This window comes from Streptomyces sp. NPDC054872 (assembly GCF_053610705.1).
Genome location: NZ_JBSGYY010000051.1, coordinates 32,540 through 57,644, shown reverse-complemented (window position 1 = coordinate 57,644; position 25,105 = coordinate 32,540). Strand labels below are relative to the sequence as shown.

Sequence of the window (25,105 nt, the reverse complement as noted above, 5' to 3'; positions counted from 1 at the left end):
GCCGGACTTCGTGAGCTTCCCGGGCCCGCCGCCCGGACTTCGAGAGGAGACGTCATGGCCGAAGGCATCATCGACCTGCAGTACCCCAAGGTCCAGCAAGCCATCGAGGAACTGATGGAGCAGACCCAGCTGATCATCAACACCCTCAACAACCTCGAGGACGAGCTGAAGCCGCTCGTCACCTCCTGGGAGGGTGCGGACCAGGAGAAGTACCGCGAGGTCCAGGCGGAGTGGGACCAGGCCACCAAGAACATGGCCCGGCTCCTCGGCGACAACGGCGAGCTGATCCGCTCCATCCACGACAACCACTCCCGTGACGAGCGCAAGAGCGCCGACAACTGGGGCGGTGTGCGGGCCCGCTAGGCCCTCGCCCATCGGTCCGGCGGTCGCCCGCGCACGGGGCGGCCGCCGGACCGCCCGTGCCCCCGCCCGGCGCCGAGCAACAGGAGTACGTCCATGGCCGGTGAGAAAGCCGACGTCAAGCACTTCGATCTCAAGCAGATGGAGAACTTCCGCGACAACGAGGTACAGGTGGTCTACAACCGCGCCAAGACGCACCGCGAGGACGGCTCGAAGGCCGGCGTCCGCACGCTCGGCGAGCTCATCGACGGGCACGTCACCGCCGGCAACCTCGAGCAGGACCAGCAGCTTCTGCGTATCGGCAAGATGGTCAAGGGTCCCCTGATCTCGGGACCGAAGCTGATCGAGGGCGTCACCACCGCGGCCACGGCCCTCGACAAACTCCTCGGTGACCAGGTCGAGCTCTTCAAGGAGCTGAAGGAAGCGCTCACCGACACCATCGACGAGGCCGGCAAGACCAAGGACAAGAACCTGGACGCGATCGACGCGAAGACGCTGCTGCAGAGCTTCGAAGATGTCGACACGCTCACCGCCGGGAGCAGCGGCGGTGGCGACAGCTCGGACGACGACTCCTGAGTCCGCGCCGCGCGTAGCAGCCGGGCCACGGCCGCCCGGCGCGCCCGCGTGAGGAACATCCGGCTGCGCACCCCCGTGAGGACACGGTGCGGCGGCCCGGACGACAACAGATCAGAAAGGGCTCCCGGTGGCGGAAGACAAAGGCATTGACGGCAAGCACGACGAGCACCTCGGATATGTCGCCGACGCCAAAGAGATGCCGACCGACACATGGGCCGCCCTGGTCACCCACATCACCGGCTACCCGGTGCCGGACCGCGCCACCCTCTTCGACACGCTCCGCTCCGACAAGGGCGGCAAGCTCTTCCGGATGGACTTCCGGGAGAAGAGCATCAAGCACGCCGTCGAGGACTCCACCGGCTTCGCGATGAACGCGGACGACGACTACGACATCTGGTTCTTCGACAAGGGCGACAGGACGATCGTCAAGCAGGCCCGGATCGTCTTCGAGGGCCGCGTGAAGTCCGGCGACGAGGTCATCTTCGCCTCTGCCGGCTCCGACGACGTGAACAACGCGAATGTCCGGTCGGGCAACGAGTTCACGGACTACAACAAGGACAAGATGGACAGCCGGCCGCTCGCCCGTTACATGAACGGGCCGCGGGCGGCGCTGATGGCTCTGCTGGAAGGCGACACGGAGGGCACCAAGTTCAGCGAGCTGGGCGTTCCGGGCAACGACGCCGTGGTCCTTAAGTCCTTCGACGACACCGGAAGGTCCTTCGACTACGCCGCGAAGTTCTTCAAGGACCAGGCGCCGCTCCTGAAGGAGTGGGAGGACCGCTTCGGCGCGGACGACGCGAGCTGGAAGGGCGAGGCGGCGGACGTCTTCCGCAGCCTGCTCGGGAAGATCCGCGAGAACTACGACAACTATGTCGAGACCTTCAACTCCGCGGTCGGCGACGGCGAGACCAGCACCGAAGGCACGGTGTACTCACGCGCGCTCGCACAGGGCCGCAAGCAGTTGGAGGACGCCGCGAGGGATCTGCTCGCCGCGTGGCTGAAGTGGGCCAACTCCCCTCACTACGACCCGCATCAGGTACTGCGTTACGTCCTGGACGACGTCGCCACGTGGGTGAACGAGCACAACGTGAAGAAGACGGACATCGAGTTGGCGGGCAGCCGCTACTACACCACCTACAGGCACGTCCCGCACGGCGACTTCACTCAGGTGCACGAGTACGGCGACCTCACCGACTCCGCCACGTGGACGAAGATCGGCGACAAGGCGGTCGAGATCTGGTCCCAGGGTGTCGACAAGTACCTGGGCGAGGAAGCGGCCAAGGTGCAGGCCCGCCTGAACAACGCCTTCATCGACCTCGGCAAGGACTTCTCGGACAACGTCCCCAAGCCGAAGACGACCAGCACGGCTTCGGAGGACTACGCCGACAAGAAGGCGGACGACGCACAGGCCGCCGCCGACAAGGCGGCGGCGGAGGCCGCCGCGGCCGCGAAGAAGGCGGCCGACGACGCGGCCAAGCAGCGCGCGGAGGACAAGGCGTACGCGGACGAGCTGCGCGACGAGGCGAACAACCAGCGTGCGGAGGACAAGGCGTACGCGGAAAAGCTGCGCGCGGAGGCGGAAGCGCAGCGAGCCGAGGACGAGGCGAAGGCGGACAAGGCGCGCGAGGAGGCCGAGGCCGCGGCCAAGGCCAACAGCAAGGCCTTCCAGGACAGCCTCGGCAACCTCAATGGTCCCGGCGGGGGCAACGGCGAGAAGCTCAACCTCGACGACCTGCTGAATCCGGGCAACCAAGACAACCCGAACAAGCCGCAGACGGAGAGTCTGGGAAACCTGGGCGATCTCAACAACCCCGGTGGCGGTCCCGGCGGCCTGAACAACCCGGGTGGCGACGGGGGACAGCAACCCGCCGCGGCGCCCCCGATCCCCACGAACTTGGGCAGCCTCGGCAACCTGAACAGTCCGGGCGGTGACACCGGTGGCCTCAACGGCCTCGGTGGTGACGGAAGCCGGCAGCCTGCCGCCATGCCCCCGGCCCCGACGAACCTGGGCAGTCTCGGCAATCTCAACGGCGGCGCGAACAACCCTCTCAAGACTCCGACCGGCGGCAGCACCCGGCTGAGCGACGACAAGGTCACCACCGGCTTCCCGGACGGCAGCAAGAGCAGCTTCGACCCCGACAGCGGGACGCTCACCACCACCAACCCGGACGGTTCGACCACCACGCAGAACCTGGGCGACGGCACCAAGGTGACGAACCCGGACGGCTCGGTGACCTCCCTCGGCGACGACGGCAAGCTGACCACTACCTTCCCCGACGGCACCGTCCAGAGCGTGGACCCCTCGACCGGCCAGGGCCTCACCACCAACCCCGACGGCTCCACCACCACGACCAACCTGGGCAGCCTCGGCGACCTCAACGGCCTCGGCGGCGCGGACAGCGTGCTCAACTCGCCCACCGGTGCGGACACCCGCCTGACCGGAGGCGGCGACCTGGCCACCGACTTCCCGGACGGCAGCAAGAGCAGCTTCGACCCGGACACCGGGACGCTCACCACCACCAACCCGGACGGCTCGACCACCACCGCCGACCTGGGCAACGGAGCCGACGTCACCAACCCCGACGGCTCGGTGACCTCCCTCGGCGACGACGGCAAGCTGAACACCAGCTTCCCCGACGGCACTCGCCAGAGCGTCGACCCCTCGACCGGCCAGGCGGTCACCACCGACCCGGACGGCCGCACCACCACCCAGAACCTGGGAAGCCTGGGCAATCTCAACGGCGGCAACGGCGATACCGGCGCGGGGAATCTGGGCAACCTGGGAGACCTGGGGGACCTCAACTCCCGTCCGGACACCCAGTCCATCAGCGACCTGGGCAACCTCGGCGACCTCAACGGTGGCCCATCCGGTCTGGAGACCTCGACCGGCGCGCACACGTCGCTCGACCACGGCGACTTCGCCACCACGTTCGCGGACGGCAGCAAGGCCAGCTTCGACCCGGACAGCGGCATACTCACCTCCACGAACCCGGACGGCAGCACCACGCTGACCGATCTGACCCACGGGGCGAAGGTGACCAACCCGGACGGCTCCGTCACCACCCTCGACAACGGCATGCTCACCTCCACGAACCCGGACGGCAGCAAGCAGGTCATCGACCCCGACACCGGCATCGCCACCGTCACCGACCCGCAGGGCAACACCAAGACGATCGACCTGCACGACCTCAACTCCGCGGGGAACAAGAACACTCTCGACATCCCCGACGGCCTGAACAGCCCCGGTGGCGGCGGCTCCGACACCCGGAACATCACGCTCCCCGACCTGAACACCGGCGGCAGCGGCGCGGGCTCCGGCGGTGGCGGTGCGGCCTCCGTCGGTGGCGGCGCGGGCCTCGGCGGCTCCTCCCCGTCCCTGGACGGTCTCGGCGCGGGCGGAGCCGCCCCGCTGTCCGACGGGGCCTCCCCGAACAGCCCGGCCGCATCCGCGGGCGGCGCCGGCACACCGGGCGCCCCCGGTACACCCGGCTCGCCCGGCATGCCGATGGGCGGCGGCATGGGCGGCATGGGCGGGGGCGGTGAGAAGGGCAACGGCGAGCGGGTGCGCGCCGTACTGGTCGACGCCGTGGAGGAGAGCGAGCGGCGCAAGCGCCGCGGGCGCAGCCCCTGGAACCGCCAGGAGGACAGCGACACCTTCCTGGCGCCGGCATCGCGCGTGTCGACCACCGGCGGCGACACCTCCGAGGAAGAAGCGGACTCGGGCCGCAGGTCCACCACCTCCGCCGACTACCTGGAAGAGGACGCCGACGTGTGGGGCACCGAGGAGGGCGGCACCCCGGCGGTCATCGGCCGATGACCGCGCCGCGGACCCCGGCTTTCGTAACGGGCCCTCACCAGGCAAGATCAGATACGTAGTTGATGTACGGCAGACCAGGTACGCATGTGATGTACGGCAGACCAGGGCGTACGCGAAGAGCGAGGCGAAGGGAGGCGCGGGCCTGATGGAACCGTTGGAGAAGCGTCTGGAGAAGGCGATGGCCGAACTCCGCACGGCCCAGGAAGGGCTCGCGCGCACCGAGCGCGAGCTGCGGCAGGCGTCGTTCGCCGTGCTCTCCTCAGACCGCGCGGTCCGCGCCACCGCGGGCCCGCAGGGCGAGCTGACCGGGATCGAGTTCCTGGAGAACAAGTACCGCGACATGTCGCCCCAGGAACTGGCCGCCAGCGTCCTGGAGGCGGCGAGCGCCGCGCGCCTGAAGATGAACCGCCACGTGATGAAGGCGATGGCTCCCTTCACCGAACCCAGCAGCGAAGTGCCCGAGTTGAAGGGCTTCGAACTGGACTGGGAGAAGATGTTCGGCCCCGAGGTGCTCCGCGAGGACGCCGAGGACACGACACGCGGCAGTCAGCCGTCCCCCGCCTGGCGGGACGCGATCGGCGAGGACGGGGAGAACTGACCATGGGACAGCGGTACTACGCCGACCCGCAGCGCATCGAGGCCCTGGCGGAACAGCTGGAGGAGATCGGCACCCTGGCCAGGAGCATGACCGAGGAGTTCCTCGACGAGCTGGCCCCCACCGTCGGCTGGCCCGGCACGAGTGGTGATTTCGCCGAGAAGGCCAAGCCGCAGGAGCAGAAGGAGCGGCAGACCACCAAGGACACCATGCTGGCCATCCGCGACGCACTGACGGGCATCACCGAAGCCACCATCAGCCAGGTCCGCATGATGCAGGACACCCGCGACCACAACCTCGACAACATCGAGCAGGGCAACAACCGTCTCGAAGCGGGCGGTCTCGACGGCGGCTCGGGCGGGCATGGGCGACGCTGACCACCACCGCACCGCCGGCCGCTCCCGCACCATGCAGGGAGCGGCTGACGTGTGGTGCCCGTGCGGGCTCCCCGGCGGGCTCTCGGACGGGTTTTTGAGCGGGTTTTCGGGTGGGTCTTTGGGCGGATCGCGATGAGCATCCAGGTCTCGCCCGAGGTCAACGCGATGATCTTCATCCTCACCGGGGAGAAGCTCATCGACGCGGACGAAGACCTCGCCTTCGACAGCCGGATGCCCTACTCCGGCCTGGGCCGGAAGCTCAACAGGATCTCCTCGCTGATCGACAAGTCGGTCCACGACATCGCCGAGTCCATGCCGGACGACCTGTCGAAGTCGTACGCCAAGGCGATGGGCACGCTCACCGGCGACGGCGGCAAGAATTACCTGCTCGAATTCGCCGATCAGCTGGAGAAGATCGCCGAAGGCCGGCGCAAGACCTCCATGGACATCATGGAGTCCAAGTGGCAGGTCATCGCCGAAGTCATCCGGCTGCTCATCGAGATCGCCATCTATCTGGCGATGTCCTTCTTCACCGGCGGCGCGTCCGCAAGCCAGATCATGATGGCCAAGCTGCGCAGCCGGTTCATGATCCTCACCACGCTCACCCACCTGCTCCAGCGGCTGCACATCGCGCCCTCGCTGACCGAGGCGTTCGCCGAGGCGTTCACCACCTTCGCGGTGCGGCTCGCGATGATGAACTTCGCCCCCGACGGCCGGCGCCCCGACGGCTTCGACTGGAGCGACATCCTCAAGTCGGCGGCGTTCGGCGCCGCCGCCGGTGGCCTCACCAGCATCTTCAACGACTTCGCGAAAAACATCGTCAACAGCTACGACAACAACTTCTTCAAGAACGGCCCGGGCAACGACTTCAAGAACAACCCCAATGTCCCGAACACCCCGCCACCCGACATCAAGAACAACGTCCCGGATCCCAAGCCGAACCCCAAGCCGACCCCGGAACCCAGCCCCAGCCCGACACCCAGCCCCACGCCCAGCCCCACCCCGAGCCCCGGCCCGCACGGGAGCGGCCCGCACGGGAGCGGACCCAACCGCACCGACGATCCGCTCTCCTTCTTCAACAACCCCAACCTGTGGCGGAACAACTATCTGCTGAACAACTACAGCCACCAGCCCGGCGCGCTGGCGGGGCACTACGGGATCAAGGGGACGGCCGACTTCATCGCCGCCGGTGCGGGCGAGGCGCTGGCGGAGATCCTGATCAAGGGGGCCTTCGACGGCGACTGGTCCACCAGCTGGTCCACGTTCGTCGGCGCGGGCATCAGCAGCCAGGTCGAGTCCACGCTCACCGACGGGGCGCTGAACACCGGCGCCGAACTGCGCAACGCCATCGACAACTTGCGCAACCAGCCGCCGCCCACCGTGTCGGGCGGCAGCGCCGACTCCGACGGGTCCACGCGCTCCGGTGAGGGCTCCGGGCGCACGGACGGCGCCTCGCGCCCCTCGGACGCTTCGGGCAGTGAAGGCTCGGCGCCCAACTCGCCCCCGCCGGTCACCCAACAGACCACCGGGCAGGGCGATCTCACCGGCAGTCAGTCACCTCCGCCCTACGTCGCCGAGAAACCGCCGCCGTACTCGCCGGGCCCGATGCCCGTGACCGCCGCCGAGAACGAGCTGTGGCAGCAGGTCCACCACGGCTCCGCCGAGGTCCGCGACCAGGCCCTGCGCGATATCGCCGACCTGCGTGGATCCCAGCAGCCCGGCAGCACCGAGATCGGCGTACGCGACAGCCTGCACGGCAACCTGTCGCAGGTGCCAGAGGTCCGGGTGGTGCCCGCGGGGAACACCCCCGGCGGCCAAGTGGACGTCGACCAGGTCCGCCGGGCCCTCGACGGCTTCGGCACCCCGGTCACGGTGGACACGCCGATCACGTCGGAAACGGTGGGCGCGCCGCCGGTATCGGTGGACACACCGGTCAATACCGCCGCACCGAACGCTTCCGCTCCCGGGGCGACTCCCGAGAATTCGGGCGCGGGGGCCCTGGACAGCGACGGTCACAATGAGAACCCGGGCGTGGGTGCCCCGGACAGCGGTGTCCGGAACGAGAACCCCGGCGTGGGCGCCCCGGACAGCAGCGTTCAGAACTCTCCGGATGGGGTGGCCGGGCAGGGCGGCGATGGTGTGGTGTCGGGGCCGGAGCAGGGTGTCGGTGGTCCGGTCGGCTCTTCTGCCCCCAGCAACTCCGCTTCTTCCGGTGTGGACACCGGCGTTGCCCCCGGGCCGGCTGCCGAGAATCCGGGCGTGGGTGCCCTGGACGGCAACGTTCAGAACGAGAACTCCGGCGTGGGTCCGGATGAGGTGGCCGGGCAGGGCGGCGACCGTACGGTGTCGGGGCCGGAACAGGGTGTCGGTGGTCCCGTTGTCTCGCCTGCCCCCGTCAGCTCCGCCTCGCCCGGCATGGGTGCCGGTACAGGACCCGGCGCGGGTGCAGGCGCCCAGCCGAACGGTACTTCCACTGGCGGGGGCACCCAGACTCCCTCTGGCACCCAGCCCCCGGGTGCCCGTACCCCGGACGGTTCGCAGGCCAACACCACCGACGATGACCCGTCGGCCTCTCGACCCCCGGAGACCGCCACTCCTCCGGACGCCACTGCCTCGCCGGAGACCGCCAACTCAGGTCAGGGCAGCGGTACGTCGAGCTTCCCCGAGGCCCTTACCGTCCCCGGGGACTCCACCCCGGCCCCCGACCTCACCACCGTGCCGCCGAAGGTGAGCACCACCGGCTCCTACGCCGACACGGGCGACACGGACGGCAAGGGCGACATGAAGGTCAGCCCCGTCGATCCCGCAGGGAGCCTGTCGCCCACGCAGGCCTCTCCGTTGACGATCGTCGTCTCGGAGGTGCCGCCGCCGGGGGAGGGGGCGCCGGAGGCTGCGGAGGTGCTGGACGGGGCCGGGGTCGACCGCGCCGTCGTACTCGGCCCCGCGGTCGTGCCGGACGGGGCGGGGCCCCCGGTACGCGCCGCCGTCGAGCTGACGCGTGAGGGGCCGGGCGCTCCGGTCCGGGTCCGCCCGCTCACCGGACCGCCGACCGTCGCGCCGCCGGACGGCACCGGCGCCAGCACCCCGGACGCCGCGTTCCCCGGTGCGGACGTACTGCTGCCGCTCGCTGACGCCCTCGGTCCGGCACCCTCCGCGATACCTGATGCCGTCACGCAGAGCAGCGCGACGGCTGACGGCGACCATGCCGCCCCCGCCTCGGATGTCCGTCCCAAGACGGTCTCGGATGTTCCGCCAACTACCGTGAGCGACAACGGGGTTGGTCCGAACATCGTCAGCCCTGTCGACCCCGTTGTCACCAAGCTCGCCACCCTGTCCCGCCCCTGGGCCGAGCCCGCCACCGACCTGCACCTGGAGTCAGGCCAAGGCGACGGCAACGTAGGCGGCGGACGTGGACGCGGAACCGGGAACGGGGTCACCCCGCCGCCCCCACCGACCGTCACGCCGGGCCACACCCCGGCGGCACCCCCCGCCGCACTCCCGCCCACGGGACGGATCGTCGTGCGGCCCGCGACCAGTAGTGAGACCCCGGCCGACGGGACCGCCCCCGCGCGGCCCGCGGGCGAGCCAGTCGTCACCACCCTGGACGGCCACACCGTGCCCGTCGCGCAGCTGCGGCGCTGGGTACCGGACGCGAACGCCAAGCCCCAACCAGGGCGCGCCATACGGACGTTGATCATCTCGCAGAGCGCGGCCGAGGACGGTACGGCGCACAGTGCCGGGCGTCGCGCGCTCCTTGGCCAGGACACCTTCCGCGGCGTCCGCACCACCTCCACCCACCAGACCCCGGCCCCGGCCCCGACTCCGGCTCCGGAGACGGCGGCAGCCTCGCCCGTCAGCCGTACGGTGTTCACCGGTCCGCCGACCGCGCTGCCGGGCTCAGGCACCCACCAGGGCGCCGACTACTTCGCGGGGCACGGCACGCCCCGTACCGTCACGCTCGGTACCGAAGACATGCAGCACCCCACCATCAAGGTCAGCGGCGTACAGCTCGGTGAAGTACTCAAATCCTGGGCGGCGGACGGTGATCAGGACCGGCCCCTGGTGCTCTTCTCCTGCGAGACCGGACGGCAGCCCGAGATCGCGGGCCTGCCGGTGGCGCAGCACGTGGCGAACCGCACCGGGCGGCCGGTGTACGCGCCCACCACCGAGGTGGGCACGGCCCGTGACCGGGACGGCGATGTACGCGCGGTGCTCACCGAGGGCCCGGACGGGCCAGGACGCTGGCGGCTCTTCACCCCGGAGCCCAGCGGCGCCGACCTGGACGCACTCGCGCGTGTCGCGGGCCTGCACGCGGGACCGGACCCGGCCGACGCCTTCGCCCGGGCACGTACGCTTCAGCAGGTCCGCACCTTGCGCGACGCCTTCGGGTCCGACGCCGAACAGCGGTCGGAGAACGCCGATTTGCTCGCCGGGCTGGCATTCGTGGACGGCCTGCGCTGGCTCAGCCCCGACACAGCGGCCCGCTACGGCGACGGCCGGATGACCCCGGACCTGCTCCGTCGGATGGTCGTCGACCGAAGCGGTGCCACCGGCGGAGTCACCCCCGGCCAGGCGGCCGACCCCACCACCGAGCAGTACGCCGAATTCCTCGGCGCCGCAGCCCAGTTGCGCAACACCGCTGGCCCCGACACCACCCTGGACGCCCTGCTTCCCCCGCCGCCGCCCGCGCTCCCTCCGACCACTATGGTCTCGCCGGAGGACGTACGCGGACTGGCCTACGCGCCCTCCGCGCAGATCACCTGGTCGCTCTCCGGCACCCCGCTGCCGCTGTCCGAGCTGGGCCTGAGCCCCGAGGACACCGCCGAACTCGCCCGCCGCAGGCCCGATCTGGCGCCCGCGCCGAGCCGCCCGGAGAGCCTTGCCCAGGATGTGACCCTCCTCAGCAAGGCCACACCCGGCACCGCGGACACCGTGCACGCGGACGGTCTTGCCCTGCGGCGGCTCGACACGCCCGGCGGCGGCAACTGCCTCTTCCGGTCGCTGCTCGACAGCGCGCGGAGCCAGAACACACCGCCCGCCTGGGCCGCGCGGAACGTCGCGGGACTGCGCCGCCTGCTGAGCGACCGGATCGCCGGGTCCGAACTGGGCGACACCGTGGCCCTGGCGATCCCGGACCCGGTCTTCGCCGTGGTGGACGACCTGCGGATGCGCGCCATCGCCGGGGTGCGGGACCCGGCCGAGCAGAGCCGCATCACACGGATCTGGAACCGGATCGCGCAGGACGTCGTCACCGGCGGCGACACCGGCGAGTGGCAGCGGATCCTCCGGGAGAGCGACTACCCGCACCTCGCCGACGTGGCGCCCACTCCAGCCGACGCGAAGCGACTCGGCGCCAAGGGGCTCGTTGCCTCGGCGGCCGAGCTCCCCGCGCTGTGGGCCTCTCCCTTCGCCGACCTGCTCCCGGAGGCCCTCGCCCACACCCTCGACCTCGACCTGCGGCTCGTCCAGCCAGACCCGCAGGCACTCACACCGGGGAACACCCGCGTCAACACCCTCAACCCGGGCGGCCAAGGCCCCGCCCTGCACCTGGCCTACAACGGCACCGACCACTACGATGCGCTGATCCCGGCCTCGGCCCCGCTCACCCCCGTACCGGACCTGGACCCGACCCCGGACCCCGATCCGCACAGCACCTCGGACCCGGACCCGCACAACACCCCGGACCCGGACCCGCACAGCGCCCCGGCCCCGGACCCGACCCCCGACCCGACCCCGGAGCCCGCCGAGACCCCCGAGCGCGGCGACCCCGTACCCCTGGAGACCCAACTCGACCGGTACCGGCCGGCCCGGCTGCTCACCGGCCCGGACGCCAGGCCGCCGGGCCCGGCGCCGGCCACCGTCACCTTCGACGACGGCAGCCGACTGCCCACGGTCCTGATCAGCCCGGACACCGACCCGGCAGCCGGAGCTGTGCAACAAGGCCCCGCCGGACTGCTCACCGGGCCGGGCACCACCACCCTGCGCTCGCCCGAGCAGGTGGCCGAGGAGATCCTGGGCAAGCTGCCGACGAAGCTGCGCGGCCAGTTCGACGAGGCGGAACTGCTGCGCCTGCTCACCGAGCAGCCCGGAGCCTTCACCGCCCCGCGCGGCGCGCGTTTCGTGGGCCGCGAGAAGTCCGGGGTCGGCCACGAGATGACGGTCGAGGCCATCCCGTACAACCGGTGGGAACGCTTCTCCGACGTGGACGGCGGCACCGTCCGCCTCGACACCATGCGGCGCGGCCAGGCCGGTACGGGCGGCGGGCGCAGCGTCGGATTCGGGCGCCGGATCGCCGGCGGTCTGAGCATGGGTCCGCCGCTCAACTGGCTTCTGAAACTGGGCGTTTCGCTGGGATGGACCCGCAGGACCGACTACGCGCAGGGGACCGCGGCGTACAACCAGACCGAGTGGCGCGCCCACGAGGGCTCGCACCTGCACCTGGACGATGTCCACTACCGGGTGCGGGTCGACCGCGTGACCGAGGCGCCACCGGCAACGACGACCGGACCTGCCGCGACCGCCAACCCGGCGCATGAGACGCCCAGTTGGCGGCGCGAGCAAGTGCACACGGCCGAGTTCGCGATGCGTGACGGGCTGAGCTGGCGGCTGCCGGACGACCTCACCGTGCCGTACGGCGGGCCCCGGCGTGCGCCGGAGACGCTCACGTTCCCGGACGGGATCGAGCCGCGGATCACTGACACCACCGGGCTGCATCTCAAGGACCCGCCGGAGGATTTGGCGCTGGCCATCTCCGGTGCCAGGCCCGGCAGTTCGGCGCACCGCACGCTCGTCTCGTACGTCCGGCCGGGGCGGCTTCTCGCCCTGTTCGGCCGGTTCTCCGGGCCGGTCACCGGGCCCGAGCTGAGCCGGGGCAGCGGGCAGCATCCCCTCGGGCATCTGATCGTGGAGCGTTCGGTGCCGCACCGGGCCACCCTGGTCACCGAGTCGGTCAAGGCGGAGCTGCGTGAGCTCACCCAGACCACGTACCAGAACGAGCGCGGTCACGTCCGTGACACCCGCCTGGGCGTCCAGGTCACCTCGGGGCCGAACTACACCCTCGTCGGCCCGGACACCGACGTACGCCTCCAGGGCGGGCCGCTGGTCCGCGCGGACCTCACCACCGGGCGCGGCCACTACCTGGGCGCCGACGCGGCCCGGAAGACCACCGGCCGTCTCCGCAACACCCCGGTCGCGCTCTATCGGGTGGAGCGCACCCTGATGGTGCGCAAGCCCGGCGAGCTGCCGTCGGCGGCCCGTCCGGTCCGGGTGGTCAGCCTGGACTGGATGTCCACCCAGGACGCGCGGCGCCTCGCGGGCTGGGACAGCCGCACGCCCGGCCAGGCCGGGCCCGACCCGGACGCCGAGCCGCCGGTGCCGTGGTACCTCTCGCGGGAGGATCCGGTGCACCTGAGCGGCCAGGTCCGCGCCGAGGGCTTCCGGCCCGTACGGCCGCAGACCCGGCCGCAGGCTCTGGTGCAGCCGCAGCCCGAGTCTCAGCCGATGCCCGAGTCCCCCTCCCAGCCCGAGTCCCAGCAGCCCCAGCAACCCGCCCCCCAAGACCCCATGCGGGCCTTCGCGGACTCCGTCCTGGACACCTTGCACCGTGCCCATCCGTCGCTGTTCGTTCCGCCGATGATGCTGCGGCACCCGCGCCTCGCCAAGTTCTGGTACGGCGATGGCCGGATGCGGACGGCCCTGCACAACGACCGCCAGGTGCGCGAGGCGCTGAACCGGCCCACCTTGGCGCAGAGCCTGGACGACCTGACCACCACCGGAGTGCCGGTCGCCCTCACCGAGGACGGCAAGGTGCGCCGCGGCCACCACACGCTCATCCTGAAGGCGCGCCTGACCGACCGGCAGTTCGAGACGACGATCAGCGAACGCGCCCTGCGCAACGGGGTGATCGGCACCGAGGTCTCGGGGCAGGGGCAGCAGGCCTCCACCACCCTCTCCGGCGGTGTCGAGCTCGGCATCTCGCCGCGCGACCACGACAAGGTGGCCGAAGTCGGCCTGCCGCGCCGGGCGGGCAGCGTGGCAGTCGGCGTACGGCACGCGAGGACCGACCAGAAGACGACGAGGAACACGGTCGCGGTCACCCACGACCATCTGATGTTCCAGACGGGTGCCGACCTCTACAGCTACCAGGTGGAGTTGGGCGCCTCCTTCGAGGGTCACCGCCGCCCGCGCGGCTGGGCCAGGCTCGCCTCGGTCGGGCTGCTCGGCGCGGGTGTCTTCGTCAGCAAGGTCGAGCAGCAGCCGTTGTTCAGCCGGGGCAACGAGACCGTCGGCCGGGTGGAGCTCGCCGTGCCGTCCGCGCACGGCTCCGACCGCCACGCGTCCGCCGACCCGCCGCCCGGCACGACGGCGCCGGCGACCGTGGCCCCCGTACCGCAGCCCCTCTCCTCCGACGAGGCCGACCAACTCCTCGACGGTGCAACCCCGTTGCCTAGGTCGAACCCCGCCGACCGGCAGCTCACCGGAAAGCTGCTGAGCGTCCCGCACGTGGTGCTCAGCACCGAGGGCGGACCGCAGCGCCAGCAGCTCATGCAGGACACCGCCGACCGCGCCTCGGGCACCTCCTGGCACGTCAGCGCGCCCGGCGCCCCGGTGCGCACCGCGCTGCGACGGGCGATGGCGAACCTGAGCGTGGCCGGGCAACTGGGCCAGTACCTGGGCCCGTTCGGGTCCCGCGTCACCGGACTCAACGGCGCCGGGCCCTTCCGCACCCACTACCTCAAGGCAGCGGTCCGCGGCGAACTGGAGAATTTCCGGGTCAAGAGCGACCCGAAGCCCGCCAGCCTCGAAGCAACCGTCGGCAACGAGCACCGCGTCCTCGGCAGCGCGAGCACCGTCACCCACACCACCCTCGGCCTCCAGGGCACCGAAATGCCGCTGCAGCAGGCGCCGGGCCAACAGGCGGTGATCGGCTCCTACTCGACCGCCCTGCAGTACGCGTGGGGCAAGGGCCGCGGCATCTCGCAGACCCTCACCCGCGGTCGCAACACCACCCTCGCCTTCGCCGGGCGGATGTACCTGGTGGTCGCCGATGCCACCGAGACCGTCGCGGTACGGGACCGCTGGACGGCGGCGATGGGCACGGTCGGTACCGGCGCCGGGGCCCGCATCAGCTCCGCGGCCGGGCGGCTCTCCGGGCGCCTCGGCGACAGCCTCGCCCCGCGCCGGGCCGCCGCCGCGCTCCAGCGCATCCGCGACGCGGTGATGTTCCATCTGCCGATGCAGGACGTCATCGAGGCCGGTCTCGCCCCGGACGGCCTCGGCACCACCACCCCGCACAACCTCGGCGGCGGCTACCGGCTGCCCCCTTACTTGCGCGACCGCCGCTTCCCGACCCACCCCACCGGACGGCTCGACGCGAGCGGCGCGGCGCGGCAGCTGACGGACCAGCTGGCGAAGATCGGGGTGCCCTCGCACGACCGGGAGCAGGCCTTGCAGCGGCTCTCCCCGGACTTCCTCCAATCGCATCTGCACGAGCTGACGACCGGCGGGATGACCCTGCCGGTGCGCTACCGCACCTGGTCGAACCCGTTCCACCTGCCGGTCGGCGGGAGCCCCGGCAGGCTCCGGTTCGAGCTGACCCCGGTCACCACCACCGTGGACAGGCTGCGTACCGGGTTCGAGCTGGAGGACTACCGCACCACCGCCCGTGACGACGCCGCCGGCACCTCCCAGGACCGCGGCGCCGACGTGACGCTCAGCGGGGGCGAGCGCGCCGCGGACAGCGGCATCCTCATCGCCAATCCGTCCCTCCAGGGCACCGCGGCCAAGCAGCGGGCGAGCACCCGCACCCAGACCGCCGGCACCACCTCGATGCCGAACATCGCCACCACCCAGGCGCACGCCGAGATCGTCACCAGCTACACCCTGACCGTCACCATGACGGACGCGGCCGGCGATCCGCTCGCCCCCCGCGTCGACGCCACTCCCGTCGGCAGCCTCAACGAGATCCTCCCGGCGAGCCTGCTCACCCCGGACGGCGACGGCGCCGACGGTGCTCTCACCGAGCAGGACGTGCCGGAGCCCGAGCGCGCGGTGCGGATACTGACCGCCGAGCAGGCCCGCCCGGAGAACATCTCCGCCTGGCGCATCACCTCCACCGACGGCGCCGAATCCGACGTAGCGCCCTCGGACATCCTTCCCTTCGACGACCGGATCGGCTCCGGCATCCTCGCCGTGGACATCCGCGGCGCGGCCAACGTCCAGGACGCCCTGACACTGGCCACCGCCCGCGCCGACGGCATCGGCGACAGCGACCTCGGCGAGCGGCACACCGGCGCCACCCTCGACGGCCGCGTGCGCATGGCCCACCTCACCTCGCTGACCGGCATCGGCACCGCGCCCGCCCAGGCGCAGGAGGAGGCCACCACCCAAGTCGGCCTGACCGCGGGCTTCCGCGAGGCGCTCGGCACGCACGGCGCACCGCTGCCCACCCAGGCCTCGTCGCACCTCTTCGGCCAGTCCCACACCGCCGACTCCCGCCTCTACGCGAAGATGCACCGCAACGGCGCCCGCCTCCTCGCCGTGGAGAACAAGCCGCGCATGGAGGCCATGCAGCGGGCGAAGACCTCCGACGCGTCGGAGGCGGGCATCACCGACAACGTCGAGGGCGCCGTGGGCACCGCACCCCTCGCGGGCAACAGCAACGCCGGTGTGACCAACCCGGGCGCCACGGTCCCGATCGGCGGCACGAACGACGGCACCACGCTCAAGGGCGCCGCCGACACCACCCTCGGCACCCACGTCAAGGTCGTCACCGATCGCAGCATGCTCTTCGCGCTGCCGGTGAGCTGGCTCTCGGTCGCCGAGGTGGACCACCGGTTCACCGACAGCCGCCCGATGCACGCGCTCGGCAAGGCCAAGCGCGGCCCGCGCGCCGCCGAGGCCGAGACCACCGCCCTCGTCTGGCTGCGCGAGGACCTCGCCCGCGACTACGGCCTCCTGGACGACACCACGTTCACCCCCGAGGCCCGCACCGCCTGGGACGACCAGGCCAAGGCCGCGGCCGACCTCGCCACGGCCGAGAAGGGCTACTACGACGCCCGCGCGCGGGCCCGTGAGGCGTGGCTCGGCCTGAGCGCGAAGGAACGGGCCGCACTCGGCGACGACAACTCCGGCCCGCCGACCGATCTTCCGCAGGACATGATCTGGTCCCCGGCCGTCGTCTCCTGGCAGGCCGCCCGCCAAGAGGTCCACCGTTGGGGCCAGTACACCGACGCCGCCGCCGCGGACCACCACCGGCTGCACCTCGCCGCCTCCCGCCTCACCGCCCACCACCAGGGCCCGGCCTCGGGCCCGGCGCCGGACCTGCCGCAGAAGTACACCAAGCCGGCCTGGCAGTCCGAGGCACCCGAGCCGTACGTCATCACTGACGGCGTCAGCACCGAGGGCACCGCCCCCGGCCCGCGCACCATCATTTCGCCGGACGGCGCAACGGTGCGCGAAGTGCACGACATGCCGCACGACGGCGCCTCGTTCTTCCACGCGCTGCTTGCCGCCGCCGACAACCGGGACCGGCTGCCCCACCTGCTCGGCACCGACCTCGCCGACCGGTTCGCGAACGCCCCCGGCGACCCGGCGGTCACCGCCGAAGCCATCGGCGCCGCCCGCGACCGCCTCGCCCTGGCCCTCGGCGACGACGGCAACGAGGACCTGCTCGACGCCCTCGCCCTGGATGCCGCGGACACCTTCACACAAGACGAACTCGACTTCGCGGGGGTGGAGTTCACCCCTGCCCAACAGGCCGAGTTCGACGCCTTCGGCAGGCTCCCGCAAACCTACTGGCCGACTCCCGGACAGCGGGCGGCGCTCGCCGTCGCGGCCCTGGCACGCCCCTTCGCCGCCGAGCCGCGCCAGGACGGCACCCCGTCCCCGGACGGCACATCCCCCGAGCGCCGCGCGGGCGACCACGGGGGCGCCGACCTGCTGCCCGCCCTCGCCGCCCGCGTCCTCGGTACGCCGCTCACCGTGGTGACCGGTGAAGGCCGCGACCAGCTCTTCCTGCCACACGGCACCGACCCGGCCGCCGTCGACCCGGCCGCCGACCCGGTCCTCTTCGCCACCGGCGGCTTCTTCTCCGCCGCGCTCCCGCCCGGCACTCCGGTTCCGGTCGCCACCGCGCTGCCGGGTGCGACGACCGCCGCCGAGTCCGGTACGGAAACGGGGAACCTCGAGTCCGGTACGGAAACGGGAAACCCGAAGTCCGGTACGGAAACGGGGAGCTCCACGAAGCCGCCCGTGCACCGCAGCCACACCACCGCGCCCTGGCTGCCGCCCACCGACGGCAGCGGCCCGCGCTACCGCCTCGCTCGCGACGGCGTCCTCACCGCACCCGACGGCGCCACCTACACCCAGGGCGCCCCCACCGGCCGCGGCAACGGCTTCTTCGGCGCGCTGTCCACCACCATGCGCCAGGCCGCGCAGGAGCCGGGCCTCGACCCCAACGAGGCGGCGCGGCTGCGCATCCGCGCCGAGGCGACGCCCGCCCGGCTGATGCGCATGAACGGCTTGCCCGGCGACCGGGCGGAGCACGACTCGCTCTTCACGCCCCCACCCCTGCGGGTCCGCCCCGGCGCGCCGACGCCGAGCCAGGACGCCCGCGACGGCTACCTCCGCCGCCACCTCGCCGAAGCTCCGTGGGGCCCCGGGGCGGACCGTGCGGTGGCGGAGTGGGCCGCCACCGCGACCGGCACCACCATCACCCTGATCGAGGAGAACGGAACCGCCCACACCTACACGGGCCCGGGCGGCGCCAGCAGCCCGCACATCCGACTCCGCCGCCGGGGCGGAGACTTCGTACCCCTGACCCTGCACACTCCGGCACCCGACCCGGCACCCGCCCCGACCCCGCAGGACCCGGCGGCCATTCCGCTGCCCCCGTCGCCGACCGGCAGCGAGCTCCCCGGCCTCCTGGAGGAGGAGGCGTACGAGCTGAGCACGCTGTCCGGCAACGAGGCGAACGCGCACGTCCCCACGACCACCTCGGACGCGGACGCGGCGCCTGCGGCGCCGCCGGAGCCGACCCTCCGTTCCTTCAAGCTGGGCAATTACGAGTTCACCAACCTCAACCAGACGGACAGGTACGTCGAGAAGGCGATGCGGATCGTCGAGTTGCTGGACGAGCACGGCACGATCAAGGACTTTGTCGGTGGCCGTCCGGTCCGGATCACGCTGCATGTGCGGACGACGGAAACCCCGGCCGATGTGCATGACCGGGGCGACGCGGGTGTGGAGATCAACCTGGCGAGTTACTACTTCGAGAAGTACGACATCGGTTATGTGATGGGGATGCTGGCCCATGAGATCGGCCTGCACCCCCTGGCATCCGCGAACACCAAGATTCCCGAGGAAGAGGATCTGTATGCGGGCATGCCCTTGCTGGTGCCGGGCCTTGAGACGCTGAAGACGCCGCGTTTCATGAACACGGTGGGTGCGGGTCAGGCGGATCACGTGATGGCGGCGTTCCCGCACACCATCCGGCACGGCATCTATCGCGACATCGTTGTGGAGATGGCGCAGGTGCTGGCGCAGCATGCGAGGGTTGGGGTAGCGGGCGCCAAGGCCAAGGATGTCACCGACTTGATCGACACGTACCTGATGGACTTGGCGTCGATCGCGGTGACCAATGACCACCGGGCGAGGGCGATCACGGACCCCAGCTACACGGCCAGGTCCTACAACGCTTACAAGGCGCAACTCGCGGAGCACCTCGCGCCGGACAGCCCCCTGCACGCCCTGCTGCCCGCCGACAAGGGCAGGTTCGGTGTCCTCGGCGACTTCGCGGCCCTGGCCACGAGCGTCGGAACCAACAACCGCGGCGACAGCATCCAACAACCGGCACCCCCCGACCAGACCGGCACCAACACAGCAGGCAACCCAGGCGAGGCTCGCCCCAGACTGCCCTCGGCCAACACCGACACCACCCCGCAGGCCGCGCCGCCCACCAGCTCATCGGTGGGGGGTCCGCGTGACAGCCGCCCCCGATTTGTTGTGCGTTCCGCCTTCGACGCCCGGCGGTTCTCGTATCAGGGTGAGCCGGTCACCGATCTCACGGTCCGTGTCGCGCTGCGCGGCACGAACGACCAGGCTTCACATGTGTTTGACCAGCTCAGCGCGGGTGTAGAGGAGTTCCTGAACGGCCCGGAGTACCGCCTGTTCAACGGCGACCGGCTGCACGTGACCGTCGAGTACGTCGACCCCGCCGATGCCCCGCACCTGACCGTGAACCTGGCGGGCCGGGACCAGGGGATGGATCAAACCACCTGGTGGGCCGACGCCACCCCGGTGCAGCTGGTGCACGAACTCACCCACCAGTTGGGCCTGCGCGACGAGTACCGGGACACCGACACTCCGCACCGCCCCCACATCCTCGGCAGCCTCCTGGGCGACCTCAACGTGGCACCCGAGGATTCCTCCCTCGCTCCCGCCGGGCTGCGCGACAGGCACCTGGCCCTGCTCGGGGCGCTCATCGGCGACGTGACCTCTGCGCCTCAGCACGACACTGATCAGAGCTGGTCGGCAGCCCGGAGTTCCGCCGTCGAGGAACTGCGCGAGTCCATCTGGGTCGACCCGGTCTCCCTTCCCCGGCCTGACGACGGCATGGAGGCAACCGAGGTCCCGGCCCACGCCCCACAGGGTCCGGGCACGGCGACCGCCGCGCCGGAACCGACCCTTCGTACCTTCAAGTTGGGCAACTTCGAGTTCACCAACCTGAATCAGACGGACAAGTACGTCGAGAAGGCGGTTCGGATCATCGAGCTGCTGGACGAGCACAACACGATCAAGAGCTACGTCGGTAACCGTCCGGTGCGGATCACTCTGCGCCTGCGCACGACCGAAGCCCCCGCCGATGTGCGTGACTTGGGCGAGGACGGCGTCGAGATCAACCTCGCGAGTTATTACTTCGAGAAGTACGACATCGGTTATGTGATGGGGATGCTGGCCCATGAGATTGGTCTGCATCCGCTGGCTTCCGCGAATACGAAGATTCCCGAGGAAGAGGATTTGTATGCGGGGATGCCTTTGCGGGTGCCGGGTCTGGAGTCGCTGAGGACGCCGCGGTTCATGAACACGGTGGGTGCGGGTCAGGCGGATCACGTGATGGCGGCGTTCCCGGCCACCATCCGGCATGGCATCTATCGCGACATCGTGGTGGAGATGGCGCAGGTGCTGGCGCAGCATGCGCGGGTTGGGGTAGCAGGCGCCAAGTCCAAGGACGTCACCGACTTGATCGACACGTACCTGATGGACTTGGCATCGATCGCGGTCACCAATGACCACCGGGCGCGGGCAATCAAGGACCCCAGCTACACGGCCAGGGCGTACAACGCCTACAAGGCGCAATTGGCGGAGCACCTCGCCGAGGACAGCCCCGTACGACCCCTGCTGCCCGCCGACAAGGGCGCGGCGGGTGTGCTGGGCGACTTCGCCGGACTGGCCGCCGGTGTCGGGGTCAACAACCGCGGCGACAGCATCCAGAAGCCCGCACCCCCGGACCGAACCGGAGCCAACACCGGCGAAACCACCGGCGAAACCACTGGCGAAGCGCGCCCCAGACTGCCCCAGGCCGACACCGAGAACACGGAGCCCACCGCCGCCCCGGTCCCGGCCTCCTTCAAGTTGGGGAACTACGAGTTCACCAACCTGCGCCAGACGGACAGGTACGTCGAGAAGGCGGTTCGGATCGTCGAGTTGCTGGACGAGCACAGTACGATCAAGGACTTCGTCGGCGGCCGTCCGGTCCGGATCACGCTGCATGTGCGGACGACGGAAACCCCGGCCGACGTGCACGACCGGGGCGACGCGGGTGTCGAGATCAACCTGGCGAGTTACTACTTCGAGAAGTACGACATCGGTTACGTGATGGGCATGCTGGCCCATGAGATCGGCCTGCACCCCCTGGCATCCGCGAACACCAAGATTCCCGAGGAAGAAGAGCTCTACCAGGGCATGCCCTTGCTGGTCCCCGGCCTGGAAACCCTGAAGACGCCGCGTTTCATGAACACCGAGGGCGCGGGCCAGGCGGACCATGTCATGGCGGCCTTCCCGCACACCATCCGGCACGGCATCTACCGCGACATCGTGGTGGAGATGGCCCGGGTGCTGGCCCAGCATGCGCGGGTCGGGGTGGCGGGCGCCAAGGCGAAGGACGTCACCGACCTGATCGACACCTATCTGATGGACCTGGCTTCCATCGCGGTGACCAATGACCACCGTGCGAGGGCGATCACGGACCCGAGCTACACGGCCAGGTCCTACAACGCCTACAAGGCCCAGCTGGCGGAGCACCTCGCGCCGGACAGCCCCCTGCACGCCCTGCTGCCCGCCGACAAGGGCAGGTTCGGTGTCCTGGGTGACTTCGCCGCCCTGGCCACGAGCGTCGGCACCAACAACCGCGGCGACAGCATCCAACAACCGGCACCCCCCGACCAGACCGGCATCAACACCGGACCCAATACCGGCACTGACACCGGACCCAACACCGGACCCAACCCGGGCGAGGCACGCCCCCGACTGCCCCAGGCCAACACCGACAGCACGGCGAACGCCGACATTCCGGCCCCCTTCAAGCTGGGGAATTACGAGTTCACCAACCTGCGTCAGACGGACCGGTACATCGACAAGGCGGTCCGCATCATCGAGCTGCTCGACGAGCACAGCACCATCAACAGCTACGTCGGCGGCCGCCCTGTCCGGATCACCCTGCACCTGCGCACGACCGAGACCCCGGCCGACGTGCGCGACCTGGGTGAGGACGGTGTGCAGATCAATCTGGCCAGCTACTACTTCGAGAAGTACGACACCGGTTACGTGATGGGCATGCTGGCCCACGAGATCGGCCTGCACCCTCTGGCGTCGCGCAACACGGACATTCACGAGCAGGAGCAGGCTTACCACGGCATGCCGCTGCCGGTGCCGGGACTGACCGACCTGGCGATACCGCGCACCATGAACACCGAGGGAGCGGGTCAGGCCGACCACATCATGGCCGCCTACCCCCGCACCATCCGGCACGGCATCTACCGCGACATCGTCATAGAGATGGCCACGGTGCTCGCGCGGCGCGCACGCGTCGGTGTGGCGGGAGCCAAGTCCCAGGACGTCACCGACCTCTTCGACACCTACCTGATGGATCTCGCCTCCATCGCGGTCACCAGCGACTACCGGGTGAACGCCGTCAAGGAGCCCAATTACACGGCGAGGGTCTACAACGCCTACAAGGAGATGCTCCGCGCCCAGTTGGCGGAGAGCCCTGCGCTTCGGGGCCTTCTGCCGTCGAACAAGACCCTGTTCGGCGTGGCACGGTCCTTCACCCAGCTCGCCACCAGCATCGCGACCAACAACCGCGGCGACAGCATCCAACCGCCCGCTGCCCCGGAGACAGACACCACCACCGGCGAGGCACGCCCCAGGCTTCCGCAGACCGCGCCGTCCGCCACACCGCCGACCAGCGGGACGCGCGACAGCCGCCCCCGATTCGTGGTGCGTTCGGGCTTCGACGTCCGGCGGTTCTCGTACCAGGGCCAGCCGGTCACCGACCTCACGGTCCGTGTCGCGCTGCGCGGCGCCGACGACCAGGCCACCCACGTGTTCGACCAACTCACCTCAGGCGTTGAGGAGTTCCTGAACGGCCCGGAGTACCGCCTGTTCAACGGCGACCGGCTGCACGTGACCGTCGAGCGCGTGGATCCCGCCGATGCCCCGCACCTGACAGTGAACCTGGCGGGCCGCGACCAGGGGATGGACCAGATCACCTGGTGGGCCGATGCCGCCCCGGTGCAGTTGGCGCACGAGCTCACCCACCAGCTCGGCCTGCGGGACGAGTACCGCGACACCGACTCCCCGCAGCGCCCCCACATCCTCGGCAGCCTCCTCGGCGACCTCAACGAGGCTCCCGAAGACCCGTCCCTCGCCCCTTCCGGCCTGCGCGACAGGCACCTGGCCCTGCTCGGCGCGCTCATCGGCGGCGTGACCCCGGCGCCCCACAACACTGATCAGAGCTGGTCGGGCGCCCGCAGCTCTGCCGTCGAGGAAGTGCGCGAGTCCATCTGGGTCGACCCGGTCTCCTTGCCCCGGCCTGCCGGCGACGGCACGGCAGCAACCGACGTTCCGGCCCATATGCCGCCGGACTCGGAATCGGACACTGCCCCCGCCGCACCGGAGCCGGCCCTCCGCCCCTTCAAGCTGGGGAACTTCGAGTTCACCAACCTGAATCAGACGGAAAAGTATGTCGGGAAGGCGGTCCGGATCGTCGAGCTACTGGACGAGCACAGCACCATCAACAGCTTCGTCGGCGGCCGGCCGGTCCGGATCACGCTGCATGTGCGGACGACGGAGACCCCGGCCGATGTGCGTGACCTGGGTGACGCGGGTGTGGAGATCAACCTGGCGAGCTACTACTTCGAGAAGTACGACATCGGTTACGTGATGGGGATGCTGGCCCATGAGATCGGCCTGCATCCCCTCGCTTCCGCGAACACCAAGATTCCCGAGGAAGAGGATCTGTATGCGGGCATGCCCTTGCTGGTGCCGGGCCTTGAGACGCTGAAGACGCCGCGTTTCATGAACACGGAGGGCGCGGGCCAGGCGGACCACGTCATGGCGGCGTTCCCGCACACCATCCGGCACGGCATCTACCGCGACCTCGTCCTGGAGATGGCCCATGTGCTCGCCCAGCACGTCCGGGTGGGAGTGCCAGGAGCCAAGGCCAGGGACGTCACGGACCTGATCGACACCTATCTGATGGACCTGGCGTCGATCGCGGTGACCAATGACCACCGGGCGAAAGCCGTCACGGACCCGGGCTACACGGCGAGGTCCTACAACGCCTACAAGGCTCAGCTGGCCGAGCACCTCGCCGCGGACAGCCCCGTCCGCCCCCTGCTGCCCGCCGACAAGGGCAGGTTCGGTGTCCTCGGCGACTTCGCGGCCCTGGCCACCAGCGTCGGCACCAACAACCGCGGCGACAGCATCCAACAACCGGCAGCCGGTACGGACTGATCCCGTAGCGCGGTCAGCAGCGCAGCGAGTACGCGGAGTACGCCCCGGGTGGGTCAGGGCCGGTTGTACCACCCACACTTGAGTCCCATGCCCGCATCAAGGCAGATCCTGACGGACGCCGCCCCACCGGGCACATCCGCAGGGAGCATGGCACGGAACTGGTATGTCACGTTGCACCGAGTGGGGCTGCTCCACATGCCGAGTTCGTTGCCAGAGGCGCCGTACGTGCTGAACCACACCCTGCTGCAGCCGCCGGCCCGGTGTGTTCCAGCGGCCTCGACCGACCGGTCGCGCCACGTCAGGGTGCCGCGGACGGAGCTGGCACCGCTCGTGAGATCGAAAGGGGTGCTCGGGTAGGGGGCCGGC

Annotated in this window: 6 protein-coding genes; all 6 read left to right on the top strand. The window is 70.6% G+C overall.

Translation table 11 applies throughout. The features are described 5' to 3' along the window. Positions 1 to 54 precede the first annotated feature (54 nt). Positions 55 to 363, top strand: a complete 309-nt coding sequence (locus tag ACWGIH_RS39110; RefSeq protein WP_453449037.1) for a WXG100 family type VII secretion target — start codon at positions 55 to 57, stop codon at positions 361 to 363. A 93-nt stretch (positions 364 to 456) separates the two neighbouring features. Then, positions 457 to 936: a type VII secretion system-associated protein gene (locus ACWGIH_RS39105; protein ID WP_453449036.1), complete on the top strand. Its 480-nt coding sequence runs from the start codon at positions 457 to 459 to the stop codon at positions 934 to 936. A 127-nt stretch (positions 937 to 1,063) separates the two neighbouring features. Then, positions 1,064 to 4,753, top strand: coding sequence for an AAWKG family protein (locus ACWGIH_RS39100; protein WP_453510404.1), 3,690 nt, complete (start codon positions 1,064 to 1,066; stop codon positions 4,751 to 4,753). Positions 4,754 to 4,895: 142 nt separating this feature from the next. After that, on the top strand, positions 4,896 to 5,351 hold the full coding sequence (locus ACWGIH_RS39095) for a YbaB/EbfC family nucleoid-associated protein (RefSeq protein WP_453449058.1): 456 nt from the start codon (positions 4,896 to 4,898) through the stop codon (positions 5,349 to 5,351). Positions 5,352 to 5,353: 2 nt separating this feature from the next. Next, a complete protein-coding gene (locus ACWGIH_RS39090) occupies positions 5,354 to 5,725 on the top strand; it encodes a hypothetical protein (RefSeq protein WP_453449035.1) in 372 nt (123 codons plus the stop codon). Between the two features lie 132 nt (positions 5,726 to 5,857). Continuing rightward, entirely contained in the window at positions 5,858 to 24,739 is an 18,882-nt protein-coding gene (locus tag ACWGIH_RS39085) for a WXG100-like domain-containing protein (RefSeq protein ID WP_453449034.1), read from the top strand. The last annotated feature ends 366 nt before the right edge of the window (positions 24,740 to 25,105 follow it).